The 19,207-nt window shown below is 52.0% G+C and carries 13 protein-coding genes; 4 read left to right on the forward strand and 9 right to left on the reverse strand.

Translation table 11 applies throughout. The annotated features are described in order from the left end of the window. Window positions 1-63: 63 nt before the first annotated feature. The 8 genes from gbdR to glyA form a co-directional block, all read right to left on the reverse strand. The gene (gene gbdR, locus IOQ59_RS13890) at window positions 64-1,191 is read right to left on the reverse strand and encodes a choline metabolism transcriptional regulator GbdR (RefSeq protein WP_193953987.1); all 1,128 of its coding nucleotides are present in this window, start codon (window positions 1,189-1,191) and stop codon (window positions 64-66) included. 194 nt (window positions 1,192-1,385) lie between these two features. Beyond that, entirely contained in the window at window positions 1,386-2,765 is a 1,380-nt protein-coding gene (locus IOQ59_RS13895; RefSeq protein WP_193953988.1) for an L-serine ammonia-lyase, read from the reverse strand. 288 nt (window positions 2,766-3,053) lie between these two features. Continuing rightward, the gene (gene purU, locus IOQ59_RS13900) at window positions 3,054-3,920 is read right to left on the reverse strand and encodes a formyltetrahydrofolate deformylase (RefSeq protein ID WP_193953989.1); all 867 of its coding nucleotides are present in this window, start codon (window positions 3,918-3,920) and stop codon (window positions 3,054-3,056) included. 79 nt (window positions 3,921-3,999) lie between these two features. After that, a complete protein-coding gene (locus IOQ59_RS13905; protein ID WP_193953990.1) occupies window positions 4,000-4,674 on the reverse strand; it encodes a sarcosine oxidase subunit gamma in 675 nt (224 codons plus the stop codon). After that, entirely contained in the window at window positions 4,667-7,684 is a 3,018-nt protein-coding gene (locus IOQ59_RS13910; protein ID WP_193953991.1) for a sarcosine oxidase subunit alpha, read from the reverse strand. The genes IOQ59_RS13905 and IOQ59_RS13910 overlap by 8 nt, the downstream gene beginning before the upstream one ends. A 13-nt stretch (window positions 7,685-7,697) precedes the next feature. Continuing rightward, complete coding sequence (locus IOQ59_RS13915) at window positions 7,698-7,997, reverse strand: sarcosine oxidase subunit delta (RefSeq protein ID WP_193953992.1); 300 nt, start codon at window positions 7,995-7,997, stop codon at window positions 7,698-7,700. Window positions 7,998-8,011: 14 nt separating this feature from the next. Continuing rightward, complete coding sequence (locus IOQ59_RS13920) at window positions 8,012-9,265, reverse strand: sarcosine oxidase subunit beta family protein (RefSeq protein WP_193953993.1); 1,254 nt, start codon at window positions 9,263-9,265, stop codon at window positions 8,012-8,014. A gap of 60 nt (window positions 9,266-9,325) precedes the next feature. Continuing rightward, complete coding sequence (gene glyA, locus IOQ59_RS13925) at window positions 9,326-10,588, reverse strand: serine hydroxymethyltransferase (RefSeq protein WP_193953994.1); 1,263 nt, start codon at window positions 10,586-10,588, stop codon at window positions 9,326-9,328. A 498-nt stretch (window positions 10,589-11,086) separates the two neighbouring features. Between glyA and IOQ59_RS13930 the strand changes: the two genes are divergently transcribed. Together IOQ59_RS13930 and IOQ59_RS13935 are read left to right on the forward strand one after the other, a co-directional pair. Further along, window positions 11,087-11,962: a DMT family transporter gene (locus tag IOQ59_RS13930; RefSeq protein ID WP_193953995.1), complete on the forward strand. Its 876-nt coding sequence runs from the start codon at window positions 11,087-11,089 to the stop codon at window positions 11,960-11,962. 785 nt (window positions 11,963-12,747) lie between these two features. Continuing rightward, entirely contained in the window at window positions 12,748-14,310 is a 1,563-nt protein-coding gene (locus IOQ59_RS13935; protein WP_193953996.1) for a BCCT family transporter, read from the forward strand. A gap of 87 nt (window positions 14,311-14,397) precedes the next feature. Here the strand turns inward: IOQ59_RS13935 and IOQ59_RS13940 are convergent, their stop codons facing one another. Continuing rightward, entirely contained in the window at window positions 14,398-15,387 is a 990-nt protein-coding gene (locus tag IOQ59_RS13940) for a TRAP transporter substrate-binding protein (protein ID WP_228050907.1), read from the reverse strand. A gap of 292 nt (window positions 15,388-15,679) precedes the next feature. On the opposite strand from IOQ59_RS13940, the gene IOQ59_RS13945 reads away from it, so the two are divergent. Together IOQ59_RS13945 and IOQ59_RS13950 are read left to right on the forward strand one after the other, a co-directional pair. Continuing rightward, a complete protein-coding gene (locus IOQ59_RS13945) occupies window positions 15,680-17,635 on the forward strand; it encodes an ATP-binding protein (protein WP_193953998.1) in 1,956 nt (651 codons plus the stop codon). Next, complete coding sequence (locus IOQ59_RS13950) at window positions 17,635-18,984, forward strand: sigma-54-dependent transcriptional regulator (RefSeq protein ID WP_193953999.1); 1,350 nt, start codon at window positions 17,635-17,637, stop codon at window positions 18,982-18,984. The genes IOQ59_RS13945 and IOQ59_RS13950 overlap by 1 nt, the downstream gene beginning before the upstream one ends. Window positions 18,985-19,207 lie beyond the last annotated feature (223 nt).

Here is a 19,207-nt window from a genome sequence, read left to right on the forward strand (position 1 = left end):
AGGAATGAAGCATCTTACAGACAGGTACAGTGCCTGAAACTGAGACGGGTACACACCTGCCCGTCAGGATTTTCCTTTCAGATTCACCGAACCAAACGTCGACTCTTTCTTGGCTTCGCTAAACGCCCCTGACGAGATTGAATCCTGAGGTTTGCTGATCAGCTTACGCCGCACGACTGACGGTGCTGCTTCCGGTTCGACCGGCACCTGCCCTTTTTTAATCGCAGCGCGTTCTTCACTCGGCGGGACCCCCATGTGTTCGCGGTAACACTTGCTGAAATGCGGCGTCGAGACAAAACCGCAGGCCGCAGCGATGTCGATAATCGGCATGGTATTCTGCATCAGTAGCTGACGTGCTCTTAACAGGCGTAACTTGAGGTAATACTTGGACGGAGAACAATCGAGGTATTTCTGAAACAGTCTCTCCAGCTGACGGCGCGACAGATCAACAAACTCGGCCAGTTCATCCATCTCGATTGGCTCTTCGATGTTGGCTTCCATCAGTGCGACCACTTCCACCAACTTCGGCTGGGAGGTCCCCAACACATGGCGCAGCGGCACTTTCTGCTGATCACTTTCATCACGAATCCGATCACAGATAAACATCTCTGAAATGGCGGCAGACAAGCGGTAACCGTGTTCCTGCTTGATGATGTTCATCATCATATCCAGTGCGACGGTGCCACCACTGGCGGTAAAACGGTTGCGGTCCAGACTGAATAAACTGTTGGTACAACGCACGTGCGGGAAGGTTTCCTGCATCGATGCCAGATACTCCCAATGCACACTGCACTCATAACCGTCCAGCAACCCGGCATCTGCCAGCGGATACGCACCGGTGCAGATACCGCCGAGGGTACAGCCCTTGCGATCCATATCCCGTAACCAGTTGAGGTGCGCTTTGTTGTACGCCTTGGTGACATTGACACCACCGACCACAATCACCGTATCCAGCTCAACCTGATCTGCAACACTGGCATCAGGCGTGATCTGGATACCATCACTTGCGCTTACTGGCTGACCATCAATGGTCAGAGTGTGCCAGTTATACAGCTTTTCGCCGCTGAGCTGGTTGGCCATACGTAAGGCTTCGACCGCCGAAGCCAAAGAGATCATGGTGAAGTTATTAAGCAGCAGAAAGCCAATCGAACGGACTGGTTCAGAAACAGTTTCGGTCGTTGAACGCACCATAAATCAACCCCAAACCGGTTCTGGCTTCGCCACCGCTGACCGGCTTTTATATCATTGTTATTTCAGATCCGGGCTTCCATCCCGATCCGACAATGGCCACGACAATCCGCCCAGCCATTGATTAAATAATAAGCAGAAAACAGAGAAGCCACTACCTGATAATCAACAAGTAGCGGCGAGTCTCTACCAATGGACTAACACTCGATAGCGTTTACGGCCAAACCGCCGCGAGAAGTCTCTTTGTATTTATCCTGCATATCCATGCCGGTATCACGCATGGTCTTGATTACCTTATCCAGCGAGATAAAGTGATCGCCATCACCGCGCAGAGCCATCTGGGTCGCGTTGATCGCTTTCATCGCACCGATGGCGTTACGCTCGATACATGGCACTTGTACCAAACCACCCACCGGATCACAGGTCAGCCCCAGATTGTGTTCAAGTCCAATCTCCGCTGCGTTTTCCACCTGTGCAGGCGTACCGCCCAGCACTTCACACAAGCCCGCCGCAGCCATCGCACAGGCAGAACCCACTTCGCCCTGACAGCCGACTTCGGCGCCGGAGATCGAAGCGTTTTTCTTACACAACGAGCCAATCGCAGCGGCCGCCAGTAGAAAATCCACCACGCACTCTTCTGTTGGGTTGGATGTGAATTCCATGTAGTACATCAACACAGCCGGAATAATGCCTGCCGCACCGTTGGTTGGTGCCGTCACCATACGACCACCACCGGCGTTCTCTTCGTTCACGGCCAGGGCGTAGAGGTTGACCCAATCCATCGCACTCAATGTGGAACTGATCACATTAGGTTTAGTGGAACGGATCAGAGATTTATGCAGGCTCATGGCGCGACGCTTAACATGCAAACCGCCAGGCAAAGTGCCCTCTTTATGCAGGCCGGTGGCGATGCAATCTTTCATCGCGGCCCAGATATCCATCAAGCCATCACGCACTTCCTTCTCTGTGCGCCAGACCTTTTCGTTTTCCATCATCAACTGGCTGACGGTGAGCTTATTGCTCTCACATAACTCCAGCAGTTCAACCGCATTGTTAAAGTCGTAAGGCAGTTCAACCTGAGGGACCAGATGCGCGTCAGCGGTCGCCTCACTTTCGTCGATCACAAAACCGCCACCGATGGAGTAATAGGTGTTTTCGTAGATCACTTCGTCATCCGCACCGAAGGCACTCAGGTGCATGGCGTTGGGATGATATGGCAGGTTCTCTTCGAGCAAGCGCATATCCCGTGACCAGATAAACTCAACCGGGTATTCACCCAGTAACTTGAGGCTGGAACACTCTTTCAATGCAGCTACTTCAGGCAAGATGATCTCTGGATCGACGCTATTGGGGCGTTCGCCCATCAGACCCAGAATGACCGAATTATCGGTGCCATGACCCACACCGGTAGCACTGAGGGAGCCATACAGATCAGACTGAATACGCTTAACGTCTTGTGCTTTTCCAATCTGCGCCAGATGATCGGCAAACTCGGCTGCCGCCAACATGGGGCCAACCGTATGTGAACTGGATGGGCCTACGCCTATTTTAAAAAGATCAAACACACTGATAGACATACTGCCTCCGCCGCTATGAATAGCGCTGATTATTATTGTGATAAAGGAGGATTATGCGCTTCGGTCAAAACCAGGTATGTCAGATTACGACCTGTAGTTTCCTTAAAGCGTTGTTTCGAAGCAGAGCAAACAGAAGAAAGAGGAGGCTGACCTAAAATGGTGGGAGGTATCCGCATCGGGATGCAGAGGGTCAGCCTCGAAGGTGTGCGCTTATCAAGACGCAAACACAGGTTGAAACTAAGGAACCTGCGAACAAGTCACAGGGTTAAAGTAGCGTCAGACGTTACTTTACTTACTAAAAACAACAGTACGGCTTCCGCACAGGAATACGCGCTTTTCGATATGGCAACGTACGGCATTCATCAGCGTGATGCGCTCCACATCCTGGCCTTTCGCGATCAGGTCTTCCGGGTAGTGAGCGTGATCAACCTGCTGCAAACCCTGAGCAATGATCGGACCTTCATCCAGATCGTTGTTCACGTAATGCGCGGTTGCGCCGACCATCTTCACACCCTTCTCCCATGCCTGATGGTACGGTCGTGCACCTTTAAAGCCCGGCAATAAGGAATGGTGAATATTGATCGCTTTACCATCGAGGTATGAGCAAAGATCCGCCGACAATACCTGCATGTAGCGCGCCAGCACCACCAGCTCGATATCGTACTCTTCAAGCAGCTTGACGATCTGTGCTTCCTGCTCCGGTTTTGTATCCGGCGTAATCGGCAGGTGGTAGTACGGAATATCATGCCACTCCGCCAGATGCTTCAGATCCGGATGGTTGGAGATAATTACCGGTACTTCAATGTTCAACTGCCCCGTACGATGGCGGTACAGCAGATCGTTCAGACAGTGATCGTACTTTGACACCAGAATCGCCACACGCGGGCGGTGTTCCGGCGGCGTCAGGCTCCACTCCATCTCGAACTCTTCCGCGCGAGGTGAAAAGCCGGTGTTAAACTCTTCGGCGCTAAAGCCTTCAAACTGAGGGTGAAACTCGATGCGGATAAAGAAGCGATCAGCAGCACGGTCATCAAAGGAGTGGATATCTTCCACGTAGTTTCCGTACTCCGCCATGTAACGTGTCACCACATCTACAGTGCCCAGAACACTCGGACAGCTGGCAGTAAAGATCCAGGGTTTGAGCTTAGATTTCATAGCAATCTCTTGAATATCAGAAACTATCTTGCATGTCAGAGACCGCCCTCCTGAGAGGGCGGTCCCGGCACGTTCCAGATCAGGCGTCTACCACCAGACCAAACTCGCGGCTGGCATCCTGAATCCACAGCCAGAGGTAATCCGAGAAACTGCGACGAATCACCAGCTCGAACTGTTTCTCACCGGTACGACGGATCACTGCGGTGCTTTTCGCAAAGACAGTGGAGACCACCTTGCCAACCGGGAACTCTGACGGATGCAGGTCAATCGGGGTGGATTTCTTCAGCATGTCCACCACGTTGTCACCGGACAGTTCCAGTACGGTGGAGCCACCACTGCCATTGACCAGCGAGTAGTGGCCGTCCATCTCATCGCGGAAACGGGTTTCTACGTCGAACGCTTTCAAACCCGGTACGATAATCAGCCACTCGTCCGGCGACATCCAGCGAATGGATACATCACCTTTTTCAACGGAGGTCAGCGGCTGCAAAGGCAGCGCCATGCCCAGAACCCGCTCAACGGCCGCCAGCTGATCTGCGTTGTTTGGGTTACAGCGCAACGTCAGATGACCCAACAGTTTGTTCTCACGCAGACGGACTCCGCCCTTACGTGGTCCCTGCTTGGCCAGGCTATCCAGATCCGCGTGATACAGCGGGGATTCCGCACGTACCTCAGGACCGGCAACCTGATTCATGACCACGGCTTTCGTGGACGCTACTTTTTCTTCCGGTACAGCTACAGTCAGATCAGACATTTTGACGCTCCCCTTTCGGATCAAGGAAGATCGGGCTACAAATTTCAGCTTCAACAACAGTGCCATCAGCCAGCGGGTAGAAAACTTTCTCGCCCATCTTGTTCAGGCCACCTTTAACAAAGCCCATGGCGATGCTGCGATCCAGATTGGCACTCCAGTAACTGGAGGTGATGTGACCAACCATTGGCATCGGAATCGGTGCTTTCGGATCCAACACACCTTGTGCACCTTCCGGCAACACAACCTTAGGATCGGTGGTTTTCAGACCCACCAGCTGCTTACGGTCTTCGCGTACACAGTCCTCACGGGCCATACCACGCTTACCGATGTAGCTGAACGGTTTCTTCTGAGCCACACACCAGCCCATACCCAGATCGAACGGGTGAACAGAACCGTCTGTATCCTGACCGGCGATGATGAAACCTTTCTCTGCACGCAGAATGTGCATGGTTTCGGTGCCGTACGGAGTCAGGTTGAACTTCTCACCGTGTTCGAACAGCTTCTCCCACACGTGCATGCCGTAGTTGGCCTGAACGTTAATCTCGTAAGAGCACTCACCGGTAAAGGAGATTCGGAACACACGTGCCGGAACCCCTGCAACAGTGGTTTGCTTCCAGTCCATGAACGCGAAGTTCTCGTTGGACAGGTCACAATCGGTCAACTCGGCAAGCAACTTACGGCTGTTCGGGCCGGAGATTGTCAGCGTGGACCAGTGATCAGTGACAGTGTTGAAGTACACTTCCATCTCAGGCCATTCGGTCTGATGGTAGAGTTCCAGCCATTCCAGTACGCGTGCAGCGCCACCGGTGGTGGTGGTCATCAGGAAGTGGTTCTCACCCAGACAGGAGGTCACACCGTCATCGAAGACCATGCCGTCTTCACCGCACATCAGGCCATAACGGCACTTACCGACCGCCAGTTTGGCCCAGGCATTGGTGTAAACACGGCCCAGGAATTCACGGGCGTCTTTACCCTGAATATCGATCTTACCCAGCGTGGACGCATCCAAGATACCGACAGACTCACGCGTTGCCAGACATTCACGGTTCAGTGCTTCCTTCATGGACTCACCCGGTTTCGGGAAGTACCAAGGACGTTTCCACTGGCCCACATCCTCAAATTTCGCACCACGCGCCACGTGCCATTTATGCATCGCGGAGTAACGCTCAGGATCAAACAGCGCGCCACAGTCACGGCCGGCGATTGCACCAAAAGACACCGGGGTGTAGTTCGGACGGAAGATCGTTGTACCGGTTTCCGGAATGGTTTTGTTCAGCGCTTTCGCCGCCACGGCCATACCGTTGATGTTACCCAGCTTGCCCTGATCAGTACCAAAACCCATCGCTGTGTAACGTTTCACGTGTTCGATGGACTCATAACCTTCGCGACACGCCACTTCGATACCCGCAGCCGTTACGTCAGTCTGGTAATCGACGAACTGCTTTGGCGCCTGTGATGTGGGTTTCAGGTGCGGAATGTGGAACAGGGTCATAGGAGCACCCTCATTCACCTCTTCCGCCTTCGGCAACATCACTTCAGAGGCACTCAGGCCCACTTCAGCAACCGCCTTAAGACCGGCATTCAGACCTTCAAACAGTGCAGTACTGGTGCTGTAGCTACCATTGATTGCACCCGCCGTCAGCTGCTTCTGAACCGTAGGTCCCGGCAGGAAGCCGACAACATCGTCGTTCCAAACCGGACGGCTGCCCGTGTGGCAAGACAGGTGAATAACCGGACTCCAGCCACCGGAAGATGCCACGGTGTCAGCAGACAGTTTGCTCACGGAGCCAGTCACTTTATTGCCATCTGCACTGATTGGCGCAACAGACACACCGCTCACGCGCTTGCTGCCCTGAACTTCAATCACCGCAGAACCGGTGATCAGGTTCAGTCCACGCTGACGCGAAGCTTCAACACGGTCACCTTTAGGGTTCTGACGCGTATCGACAATCGCCACGACCTTACGGCCCGCATCATGCCAATCCAACGCGGCCTGATAACCGGAATCGTTGGTGGTCATCAGCACCAGCTCGTTACCCGGTGCAACGCCGTAACGGTTGATGTAGGTCGATACCGCATTCGCGACCATGCAACCCGGTACATCGTTGTTTGCGAAGACCAGTGGACGTTCGTGCGCACCGGTCGCCAGAACAACCCATTTAGCGCGCACACGGTGCAGTCGCTGACGAGCCTGACCCGCCGGTGCAATATCGGCGATATGATCCGTGCAACGTTCGTGAATCGTCAGGAAGTTGTGGTCATGGTAGCCATTCACCGTAGAGCGCGGCAGCAACATCACATTGTCGTATCCACGCAGCTCTTCAACGACCGCGTTAACCCATTCAGACGCTGGCGCACCGTTCAGTGTTTCTTTACTGCTCAGCAGGCTACCACCAAACTCGTTCTGCTCATCGGCAAAGATGACACGCGCACCACTGCGAGCAGCGGTCAGTGCCGCAGACAGACCCGCAGGTCCGCCACCGACCACCAACACATCACAGTGCTGGTTAATTTTGTCGTAGGTATCCGGATCACTTTCCAGCGGGGAACGACCCAAACCGGCCGCTTTACGAATCATCGACTCGTAGGTATCCCACAGAGACTTCGGATACATGAAAGTTTTGTAGTAGAAACCCGGTGGCATCATGCTGCCGCCCATCTTACCGATGGTGCCCATCAGATCGGTTTCTACACTTGGCCAGCCATTCGTCGAGGACGATACCAGACCGTTAAACAGTTCCTGCTGCGTCGCACGAACGTTTGGCACCTGAGTGGCTTCAGTTGCGCCCAGCTGCAGGACCGCATTCGGCTCTTCTGCACCCGCGGCAACGATGCCGCGCGGACGGCTGTATTTAAAACTACGACCAACAATATCAATGCCGTTGGCCAGCATGGCAGATGCCAGAGTGTCACCCAGGAAGCCGTTAAACTTTTTACCGTTGTAGGTAAATGTCAGAGGCTTGGAACGGTCGATGCGACCTCCGCTCTGCAGGCGGTTTTTCTGTGTCATAACTCCGCTCCTGTTATTTGCTATTACCAGACTGGGCAACCACCGAAGGCTGTTCTCCAATCTTGTAAACTTCTTTGATTTCGTAAGTCTGGGTGTCGCGGGTGATGTTGAAGAACTTGCGACATCCGGCAGCATGCACCCACAACTCGTGGTGGATGCCACGTGGGTTCTTACGGAAGTAAAGGTATTCACCCCACTCCTTATCGGAGCAGGCTTCAGGGTCCAGCGGACGGGCGATATGCGCCTGACCTGAAGCGTGGAACTCTTCCTCTTCCCGGTATTCCGCACAGTGCGGGCAGTAGATATGGAACATGTAATTCTCTCCCGTTAGTGTGCTACACCGGCAGCGCCGTGCTCATCGATCAGCGCGCCGTCGTGGAATCGGAACATGGAAAATGGCTTCGCCAACTCATGCATCTCGCCTTTTGCCAGTGATGCGGCAAATACGTTGCCGGACCCCGGCGTGGCCTTAAAGCCACCGGTACCCCAACCGCAGTTGAAGAACAGGTTTTTAACCGGCGTATCACTGATGATCGGACAGGCATCCGGGCACGTATCTACGATACCGCCCCACTGACGGTTCATCCGCACGCGGCTGAACATTGGGAACAGCTCCACAATCGCCTGCACCGTATGCTCAATCGTTGGGAAAGAACCGCGCTGACCGTAACCGTTGTAACCATCGATACCGGCACCAATGACCAAGTCCCCTTTATCGGACTGGCTGACATAACCGTGTACGTGGTTGGACATCACAACCGTATCCAGTACCGGTTTGATCGGCTCAGATACCAGTGCCTGCAATGGATGCGATTCCAGCGGCAGTTCAAAACCGGCTTTCTTCGCCAACACACTGGAATTACCTGCAACCACACAACCCACTCGATCTGCTTTGATATCGCCGTAACGGTTGGTTTTCACACCCACTACGGTGCCATCTTCGATGATCAGGTCGGTGACTTCGGTTTGCTGAATCAGGTCCACACCGTGAGAATCCGCACCACGGGCAAAGCCCCATGCCACTGCATCGTGACGTGCAACACCACCACGTGGCTGCCAGGACGCACCCATGATTGGGTAACGGGTATTTTCAGAACAATCCATATGCGGCACGATCTCTTTGATCTGCTGCGGATCCAGTACTTCACCGTCGACACCGTTCAGGCGGTTTGCATTTACACGGCGCTCAATATCGCGCATGTCCTGCAGGGTATGACCCAGGTTCAGTACACCACGCTGGGAGAACATCACGTTGTAGTTCAGGTCCTGCGACAGACCTTCCCACAACTTCATCGCGTGCTCATACAGGTGAGCCGCTTCGTCCCACAGGTAGTTGGAACGTACAATGGTGGTATTACGTGCGGTGTTACCCCCACCCAAGTACCCTTTTTCGATGACCGCGACATTGGTCACACCAAACTGTTTCGCCAGGTAGTACGCCGTTGCCAGACCGTGGCCGCCGCCACCCACGATGATCACATCGTATTTCTTCTTCGGCGTAGGGTTACGCCAGGCGCGCTGCCAGTTTTCATGATGGCTAAGACTGTGCTTGAACAGTCCGAAACCTGAATAATGCTGCATGGTATCAGCTCCCGTTTAAGGGGCGGTCAGCGCTCGCTAACCGCCGCAGTTCTGTTCAAATTAGCGGTAAACCGGGTAGTCAGCGCACAGCGCCAGTACCTGTTCTTTCACGTCGGCAATCTTCGCGTCCAGCGCTTCCGGCTGGTCCAGAACATCCAACAGATCGGAGATCCAGCCCGCCAGTGTGCGGCACTGCTCTTCTTTGAAACCACGTGTCGTCACAACCGGAGAACCGATACGCAGACCCGAGGTAACAAATGGAGACTGAGGATCGCCCGGTACAGCATTTTTGTTCACGGTGATGTTGGCGCGACCCAGCGCAGCATCTGCATCTTTACCGGTCAGGCCCTGTTTGATCAGGCTCAGCAGGAACAGGTGGTTATCGGTGCCACCGGATACAACTTCGTAGCCACGCTCGATAAACACATCCGCCATCGCGCTGGCATTCTTCACAACCTGCGTCTGATATGCGGTGAACTCAGGCTCCAGCGCTTCTTTAAAGGCAACCGCTTTTGCAGCGATTACGTGCATCAGAGGACCACCCTGACCACCCGGGAAGACTGCGGAGTTAATCTTCTTCTCCATCGCAGTATCGCGGGAAAGAATCAGACCACCACGCGGACCGCGCAGTGTTTTGTGCGTAGTGGTGGTGACAACATCTGCGAATGGCAGCGGGTTCGGGTACTGACCGGCAGCGACCAGACCAGCAACGTGTGCCATATCAACAAACAGGTACGCGCCCACTTTGTCGGCGATCTCGCGAAAACGCGCCCAATCGACAACACGGGAGTAAGCAGAGAAACCCGCAACAATCATTTTCGGCTTGTGCTCAACGGCCAGCGCTTCAACCTGTGCGTAATCGATCTCGCCGGTCTCTTCATTCAGACCGTACTGCACCGCGTTGTAGATCTTGCCGGAGAAGTTCACATGAGAACCGTGAGTCAGATGACCACCGTGTGCCAGGCTCATGCCCAGTACGGTATCGCCCGGTTCGCACAACGCCATATAAACAGCGGCATTCGCCTGAGAACCGGAGTGAGGCTGGACGTTAGCGTACTCTGCACCGAACAGCTCCTTGGCACGATCGATTGCCAGCTGCTCTGCTACATCAACGTGTTCGCAACCACCGTAGTAGCGCTTTTCCGGGTAACCTTCCGCATACTTGTTAGTCAGCACAGAACCTTGTGCCTGCATAACGCGCGGACTGGTGTAATTCTCCGAAGCGATCAACTCGATGTGTTCTTCCTGACGTTGCGCTTCACGCTCCATTACTACCCACAGAGCATCGTCAAAACCTTGGATCTGGTCATCTTTAGTAAACATTTGCACCTCCTCACCCGACTAGTCGGTGAGTCACAATTTCAGTTTTTAGTTATTTTTTCCTGCCTCTCCCCAAGTACTGCAAAGGGATAGATATCAGGCCGGGAGGTAAACGCTATACGGTGTAACTGGCTAGGGGCCCTACACGAAAGGGCGTGCTCAACAACTCCCACGACACCGATAGTATCGGGTCTCAGAGAGGCGGCTATGCTCGAATACGTCTTGGTAATATCAATTTACGACAGCACCGGGGATATATGCGTAACAGGTCGAAGAACACCGGAAAGGCATGAGCGACACCGCTATATAGCAGCTATGACTGCTGCTCATCAGCGAATCAATAAACTAATCTCAGGCGGTGGCTTCCAGCACCGCCCTATCCTGATTACGTCAGGATTTACCAATAGTTTTACTCACAGCGACACATACAGACAGGATCGTTGCTTGAAGGGATAACCGGTTGTTAGGGTCCGAATTTTTCCACTGACAGACGCGGCCCCGATGAACACAGAAACATCCACACTCAACAATGACTACATCAAGGGATTCCTGCTGGTGCTGGTATCAGCCTGTGGTTATGGTCTGCAACCCCTATTCACACACGTTGCATATAGTGATGGCGCAAGCCCGGTCGGGTTACTGGTACTGAGATTTTCCACTGCGGCCGCCATCATGCTGATCTGGCTAAGACTGCGTCGTCTGCCGATTCCGCCCCTGCGCCATAACCTGCAGTACCTGCTGGTCGGGATTGGTTATTCGGGCGCAGCGCTGGGGTATTACAATGCCAGTCATAGCATGTCGGTCAGTCTGGCCGTCATCCTGCTGTTCTCTTTCCCTGCGTTTGTGATCCTGTTTTCGATTCTGTTTCTAAAAGAGAAAGCGACCGGCAAAAAGCTGCTCAGTGTCACTCTGGCCATTGGTGGTGTGATGGTTGCTGTGGGCATCGATATTCAAGGAGACGGTCAGGGTATACTCTGGGCGTTGTTCGCGGCACTGAGTTATGGCGCGGCCATTCTATACGGTAGCCATCGGGCAAGCCCCAGCCATCCATTACAATCCGCATGTACGGTACTTATTGGTTGCCTGATTTCATGCCTGATCGCCAGCACGATGCAAACCACCCACTGGCCACAATCTGAATTCGGCTGGCTATCGATCATCGGACTGGCGCTTTTTGCCACCATCCTACCCATTGCCACCTTTATCGCTGGGTCGCCCAAAATTGGTGCCTCGGATGCTTCAACCATCTCCACAATGGAACCGGTGGTCGCGGTTACCATCGCCCTGATCCTGATCGGTGAGCAATTAAATACCGGCACGTACATTGGAGGTTTAATGGTTATTACTGCGGTTATCATTCTTTCGCGCAGCAAATAAATCCAGAAAGAAAAACCGCTCTATTAATATCCAAAGTATATATGGATATATAAAAAACCCACCCAAAAATAAAAAAACCACCCATTTCTGGGTGGCAAAGTATATCCTTCATTGATGGATCGGTATCGATCGATATAAATATTACCGTTTGCCCTGAAAGCCCGTTTGCCTGTATGCGCTGCATGACGATATTTTTTGCGACAAACACAGCTTCAAGTCTTACCCATAATCGATAGAATCCCCAAACCACGTGACTTACAGCTTATTTCGGGCAAAAAAAACCACCCAATGGCGTAGGGTGGTATAAAAAGACCCGTGATATACAAGGGGTTGGAGCGAGGCAAGATTTCGCATGCTAAAACCTAGCATTAACATACGAAGGGACAAGGCATTACAACTGAATGCAAGTGCCAACAACGGTAGAGCCTGAATAATCCATCATTCAGTCAAAGTCGTTATAAACATCATAAGAATCAAACTCCCCTGATTCAGGTTGATGTTTGACTCTGACTAAAACCAGATTAACTCAAGGCCCCAGAGGAAGATTATCTGAAAGCGACGCCGATATACCTGAAAATAATAATTATTAAAAACACCCGCCTATGATGACGCAACATTATGCAATGTGACCCAGCACACCCACACACCCCTGTTCGCGGACCTAGCCAGCACACCAACGGTCCTTAGGCTACGCTAACCCAATACAATTTGGCTGAACCCAATTCGAGATAATGCTCATCTCGACGTATACTAAAAGTCTAAAGCAATCATGGGGTTAAACCACAATGAGATCGTCAGGCAAACAACCGGCTCCGCTCTCGACAACCACCGACTATCAAGTCGGCCAGGACAACATACAGCCATTTGGGCTTGATATTCACAACTTGGTTTTCCCCATCTCCGCCGCCTGCATTGTTGTTTTCGTTGCGCTGACCCTATTGTTTCAAGAACAGTCCGCAACCCTTTTCAACGAGTTACGCCCTTGGCTGACAACGCAACTGGATTGGTTCTTTGTCATCAGCGTTAACTTCTTTGTACTGTTTTGCCTGTACATCGCCTTTTCCAGAACGGGGCGTGTCCGTATCGGCGGACCCGATGCGAAACCGGAGTTCAGTTATCCCGGCTGGCTAGCCATGCTGTTTTCCGCAGGTATAGGTATCGGCCTGATGTTCTTTGGCGTACTGGAACCGGTCAACCACATGTTGAGCCCTCCTTTAGGCATAACGCCAGAAAGCGCAGAAGCGGCCCGATTGGGGATCGCAGCCTCTGCGTTCCATTGGGGTATGAGCGCCTGGGCCGTATACGCGGTTGTTGGTTTAGCACTGGCTTATTTCACCTTCAATCATGGACTGCCACTGACCCTGCGCTCTGCCTTTTACCCGCTTTTGGGTGATCGTGTATGGGGCCTGCCAGGTCATTTGATCGATATACTGGCCGTGTTTGCCACCATTTTTGGTCTGGCGACCTCGTTGGGGTACGGTGCAGAACAAGTAGCAGCAGGGTTGAACGAGTTGTTTGGCATTACCCCCACGGATGTTGTGAAAGTTATCCTGATCATTGGTATCACCGCGATCGCTGTTGGCTCCGTGGTTGCTGGACTGGATGCGGGCGTAAAGCGCCTAAGCGAGATCAATATGATCATGGCTGTATTGCTACTGCTGTTTGTGTTTTTCAGCGGCCCGACACTGGATCTGATCAGCGGTTTCGTCATTGGTTTGAAAGACTATGTTGTCTACAGCTTTCCACTGTCGAACCCCGTTGGCCGTGAAGACACCAGCTTCTTTCATGGCTGGACCACCTTTTACTGGGCATGGTGGATTGCCTGGTCTCCGTTTGTGGGTATGTTTATCGCCCGTGTCAGTAAAGGCCGTACCATCCGCGAATTTATGGTCTGTGTACTGATCGTACCGACCCTATTCTGCCTGCTCTGGATGACCGTCTTTGGTGGCACCGCCATTGAACAGATGGCCGGTGGATACGACGGTGTGCGTGATACCGTTCAAAACTGGACACCTGAGCTGGCTCTGTATCGCTTGCTCGATAACTTACCCATGAGCTACTTGATGTCTCTGGTGTCCCTGATCCTGATCGTTATCTTCTTCGTTACATCCTCGGATAGCGGCTCATTGGTCATTGATACCATTACCGCTGGCGGTATTCTCAATCCACCAGTGCCACAGCGTGTGTTCTGGTGCACATTCGAGGGGATGGTGGCAATAGCATTGCTATTGGGTGGCGGGCTTGGCTCTCTTCAGGCTGCAACCGTATCAACAGGCTTCCCTTTCTGCATCGTGCTGCTGGTGATGTGTTTTAGTTTGTATAAGGGACTGAAGCACGAACAGGTTTAGTCTCTCAGTGACAGATCAAAAAAGCCCGCTGCGTCCGACAGCGGGCTTTTTACTTAGCACTTACCAATGCGCTTAACACTCTACCACTTATCTTGCGTATGCTTCCGCTCTTAAACCCAGAACCTTGCCTACCGTACGATTCCAGTTAGCGGCACATTCCGGGCCACAACGCTCCGCCCAGCGAGGCAAGATAACCTCCGCAGCGACTTTATTACGTACCATAAGGTCCGATTTGGTGGGCTCTACCAGTGTCATATTCCCCACCTCACCGATCGCACAAGGCCCATCGGCGAGACACGACAACGCGATAGCATCTTCGGTCGCCGTTTCTTGCCACATTTTTTCGTTTAACAAGGAGATCTCTTTTTGCAGGAGGGCTTTCAACTCGTCACTGAGCAGGTTCCACTTATCCATATTCATGGCACCAAATGCCAACCCCCAGCCCACGCGTAAGGTATAACCATATGAAGCGACCTCATAGAGTTTGCCGGTATAAGCAGACATCGTGCCGGTGATCGCGCAATCAAAGATGCCCTTCTCCAGCGCTTGAGGTACGTCATTAAACGATGCACTCACCGGTATCGCCCCAACACCTTCAACAAAATCCCCTAACGTCGCCAAAAATACGCGAATTCGTTTACCTTTAAGGTCATCGATATTGCGTATCGGGCTATTGCACCAGATCATCTGGCTTGGGAAGGGATACAGCATCATCAGCTTAGCGTTGTATTTTTCTGCGAAGGCGCGCTCCAGAGTAGGAAAGTAGGCATTCGCAACCTGCTTCTGTACCCCGATGTTCTGCACCAAAGAGGACAGATCAGCCCCTTCAAATATTTCACTTTCCGGTACCACATAGCCGGGCAGACCAAACGCAAAATCGAACACGCCATTCTTAACCAAGCGCATGATTTCATGGCCTTTCATACCCAGTTCGGTATGGGATTTTATCTCGCCAACGATACGACCGTCAGTGACATCCGCAATATGCTGATTCCAGAAAGGCCCCTCATGCTTTTGGTAATTCGTAAAATATTCCCATGTACCGACCCCTTTGATGATGACAGTATCGTTAGCCATCAGGAGGCCACTCATCATTGTCATCACAAAACCCAGAAGGATCGAAGCTGAGTATTTCTTAACCCTTTTCATAGACACTGGCTTTTTATTTACCTTGAATGCTGCACGAAGTGATTTTCCAGAGTAGCCTTTATTATAGCCTTTGACTATAACCAGTGAAGGAACCTGTTAACGCAGGCATAAGTCGATAGCGACGCCATACTCGGCACGACAAACACCGTTTTTTAATGATCGTTTTCTAATTAGTCTATGGCATGCGTATTATGCAGTTCAAACTTAAGGCACGTATTGTATGAATAGTCGTCGACGGCTGGGTATTCGCGGCCGCTTTTTCCTTGCGTTTTCATCTTTGAGCGCACTGACCTTACTGGCCAGTATTATCAGTTGGGTGTCCTATAGCCAATTGGGAGAGGAGCTGAATCAGGTTGTTGAAGGTAATATCAAAACCCTGAGTTTGATGGCCGACTTGAAGGAACAAGGAACAAAAATAACGCTGCTTGCCCCCACGTTGCTTGCGGCAAAGGATGATTCTGGCCGTCAGAAAATCTGGCAAGAGTTAGATCTCAACATCGCCAGCCTGACTGATATCCTACCCAATGTTTCGGCAACAACTGTTTCGGCAACAACACTGGATCATCAGGCTGAAAACGCCCTCTTTAATCAGATCGACACATTAAAAACGACGCTGGCCGAGCTAGATCAAAATGTACTTGAGAAGTTTGATATTCAACGTCAGAAGCGGTCTGAAAACCAAAGACTAAGATGGATCGCTTCAAACTTCCTGAGTGAAATTAACACCTTAATAGACAACGCTCAGAAAACACTGTTTAGCTACTATAATCAGGATTTTCCTGATTCCTGGATGGTGATAAACAGCTATGGCGAGAATACAACCAGCACGATCAACATCGCCGTACAGCGACTGTATCGCATCAAGGCCGATGTAAACCTGCTAATCAATTTGGTTGACCGGGCACAGCACCTACCGGACCTGAACTCACTTATTGCAACCCAATCCCATACTGATGAGATCATCGGCCAGATCAAAAAAGACATTCAGGAACTGGACAATGTCCACGGGGTACAAGCCCTGAAAAACACCATCGTCAATATCGTATTTCTAACCCACGGCGATAACAATATGTTTACGATCCGGAGTAAAGAACGGGCGATTCTGGAATCCGGACAATTGCACCTGACCCACATGCGAGAACAATTGGATGGCTTAAACGAGCTGATCGCATTTCAGACCAATAAAGCCGAAGAAGCCGCCAAGAACTCAGATATCAATGCCAGAGAAACGATCAAACAAGGCCGTTTCTGGATGTTGTTTATGGTCGCCGCCAGTCTTTTATTCTCAATCCTGATTGTCTGGCTCTATGTAGGCCGCTACATGGTTGCAAGAATTACCAGCCTGGATGCCAGCATGCGTTCGATTGCCAATGGCAATCTGGAAGAGCAGGTGAACGTGAAGGGAGACGACGAAATCGGGGCCATGGCCCGCTCACTCATCAGCTTCCGCGATCAGCTCACCACACTCCAGGAAGATCTGGTTCAGGCCGGAAAGCTGGCCGCACTCGGCCAGCTTTCCGCGGGCATCGCCCATGAGATCAATCAGCCGCTATCAGCGATTGGACACTATTCACATAACGGTATTCGCCTGCTCAAATCGGGTCGATTGGAAGACACTGAGAAAAATCTGAATCAGATTTCCAACCTGAAAAAACGCGCGACAACGATTATCACCCGGCTTAAATCGCTTGCCCTCAATCAGCCGGTGAATCTGGTGGTGGTTGATCTTCAGCATGTTGTAGACAATGCCCTTCTGATGCTTGAGGGCGACGAGGTCAGGAAATTAACCAGCATCGACGTCACTTTCCAGAAGCAGAAGAATTTGGTAAAAGCGGACTCCGTTCAGCTTGAACAAGTTGTCCTGAACCTGATTACCAATGCGCTGGATGCCGTGACGGATCAGCCTGAAAAACGGATCACGATCAATTGCCGACATGAACATGGCCGTATCGAAATACATGTACAAGACAGTGGTCCGGGCATTAGTAGCGAGTTACGCGAGCAAATATTCGAGCCGTTCTTTACCACCAAACGGCGTAACCAGAGCTTGGGACTCGGTTTATCCATTTCCTATAACATAATTAAGAAGTTTAACGGCAAGCTGACGGTCGACGATGAATCAGACACCGGCGCGTCGTTCTGCATTCAGCTACCCGAATACCGGAGTGATAAGTGATGAGTTCAGCCATGAATCATGGCCAGATCATCGTCATCGATGACGAAGAGATCGTACGCGAATCAATGATCCAAACTCTTGAGCTGGAGGGTTATACCGCAGCGGCGTTTGAAGACCCGCGCGCCGCGATAGCCGAGTGCTCCATGAATTGGCTGGGCGTCATTATCTGTGATGTACGTATGGACATCATGCACGGGTTGGAGGTGTTGCAAAAAATACTGGAGATTGACCCGGAAATACCGGTCATCATGTTCAGCGGCCACTCTGACATCGCCATTGCGATTGAAGCGATTCGCAAAGGGGCCTACGACTTTCTGGAAAAAAATGACGACCCTCAGCACCATTTGAATACCGTCGAGCGCGCGTGGAAGAAACGCGAACTGGTATTGGAAAACCGTCGTTTACGCCAAGTCATCGACGGGCAACACGAGATTGATCAACGCTTGGTAGGACAGACTGAGGTCATGGTGCGACTTCGGGAGACGGTCCTGCAGCTGGCTCAGGTGGATGTGGATCTGGTCATCAACGGTGAGACCGGCACCGGCAAAGAGGTTGTTGCAAAGTGCCTTCACGACTTCAGCCCCCGCAGGGACAAACCTTTTGTTGCACTGAACTGCGGGGCGGTCACCGAATCGGTGATAGAGAGTGAACTGTTTGGCCATGAAGCCGGCTCTTTCACCGGCGCAAACAAGAAACGGATCGGCAAGCTTGAATTCGCCAGCGGCGGCACGCTGTTTCTGGATGAGATCGAGAGCATGCCGCCCTCTCTTCAAATCAGGCTACTACGCGTCCTGCAGGAGCGAACCCTGCAACGCTTAGGCGGCAACGAGGATATCAACGTTGATATCCGGGTGATCGCAGCCTCCAAAGAGGAACTGCGAGATGCGGCTGACCGGGGCACGTTTCGTGAAGATCTCTACTACCGACTGAATGTGGCCAATATCGATCTGCCCAGCCTAAACCAACGAAAGGATGATATCCCGCTCCTGTTCAGCCATTTCGCAGAACAGGCGTGTCAGCGATTTAACCGTGAGAGCAGACCTGTCAGCGACTTTCTGCTGCAGCAACTCTGTCTGCAATCCTGGCCGGGCAACGTCAGGGAACTGCGTAACGCGGCAGAACGCTGGTCTCTGGGTTTACCCTTCGGCAGCAATATCAGCATCTCGGAAACGCCAAAGGAAGGGAATCTCGATGAACTGGTTGCCTGCTACGAGCGGGAAGTTATCTTGTCGGCACTCAAGGCCAACGAAGGTCAGATTGAATTAACCGCCCAGGCGTTGGGTATCCCGCGTAAGAAGCTGTACCTGCGGATGAAAAAGTATGACCTGGATCGCAAGGACTTTGGCTGACCCGTGCAACACCACCCCTAAATGAGTCAAAAGTGACTCAGGCAAGCAAAAACGCCTGAGTCAAAACCGTCCCAACGCTAACAAACCAGAAACAGGAAAAATCTCATAACATATTGTTTATAAACATATTTTAATTTTTCTTCAGATTTGGCCCCGGCCTTGCAATATCAGTTATAGCCAATGCCATCGGTATGGTTAACAAAACTGAGATCTGGAGAATAAT

Origin of the sequence: Pontibacterium sinense, from assembly GCF_015209595.1 — a bacterium.
In the GTDB taxonomy this organism is placed as follows: domain Bacteria; phylum Pseudomonadota; class Gammaproteobacteria; order Pseudomonadales; family Balneatricaceae; genus Pontibacterium; species Pontibacterium sinense.

Bases quoted from the DNA above. Each gene is read 5' to 3' on its own strand.
- IOQ59_RS13935 (WP_193953996.1), top strand. From the start codon at position 12,748: ATGAGATCGTCAGGCAAACAACCGGCTCCGCTCTCGACAACCACCGAC.
- purU (WP_193953989.1), bottom strand. From the start codon at position 3,920: ATGAAATCTAAGCTCAAACCCTGGATCTTTACTGCCAGCTGTCCGAGT.
- IOQ59_RS13895 (WP_193953988.1), bottom strand. From the start codon at position 2,765: ATGTCTATCAGTGTGTTTGATCTTTTTAAAATAGGCGTAGGCCCATCC.
- IOQ59_RS13945 (WP_193953998.1), top strand. From the start codon at position 15,680: ATGAATAGTCGTCGACGGCTGGGTATTCGCGGCCGCTTTTTCCTTGCG.
- gbdR (WP_193953987.1), bottom strand. From the start codon at position 1,191: ATGGTGCGTTCAACGACCGAAACTGTTTCTGAACCAGTCCGTTCGATT.
- IOQ59_RS13910 (WP_193953991.1), bottom strand. From the start codon at position 7,684: ATGACACAGAAAAACCGCCTGCAGAGCGGAGGTCGCATCGACCGTTCC.
- IOQ59_RS13920 (WP_193953993.1), bottom strand. From the start codon at position 9,265: ATGCAGCATTATTCAGGTTTCGGACTGTTCAAGCACAGTCTTAGCCAT.
- glyA (WP_193953994.1), bottom strand. From the start codon at position 10,588: ATGTTTACTAAAGATGACCAGATCCAAGGTTTTGACGATGCTCTGTGG.
- IOQ59_RS13930 (WP_193953995.1), top strand. From the start codon at position 11,087: ATGAACACAGAAACATCCACACTCAACAATGACTACATCAAGGGATTC.
- IOQ59_RS13940 (WP_228050907.1), bottom strand. From the start codon at position 15,387: ATGGCTAACGATACTGTCATCATCAAAGGGGTCGGTACATGGGAATAT.
- IOQ59_RS13905 (WP_193953990.1), bottom strand. From the start codon at position 4,674: ATGTCTGATCTGACTGTAGCTGTACCGGAAGAAAAAGTAGCGTCCACG.
- IOQ59_RS13915 (WP_193953992.1), bottom strand. From the start codon at position 7,997: ATGTTCCATATCTACTGCCCGCACTGTGCGGAATACCGGGAAGAGGAA.
- IOQ59_RS13950 (WP_193953999.1), top strand. From the start codon at position 17,635: ATGAGTTCAGCCATGAATCATGGCCAGATCATCGTCATCGATGACGAA.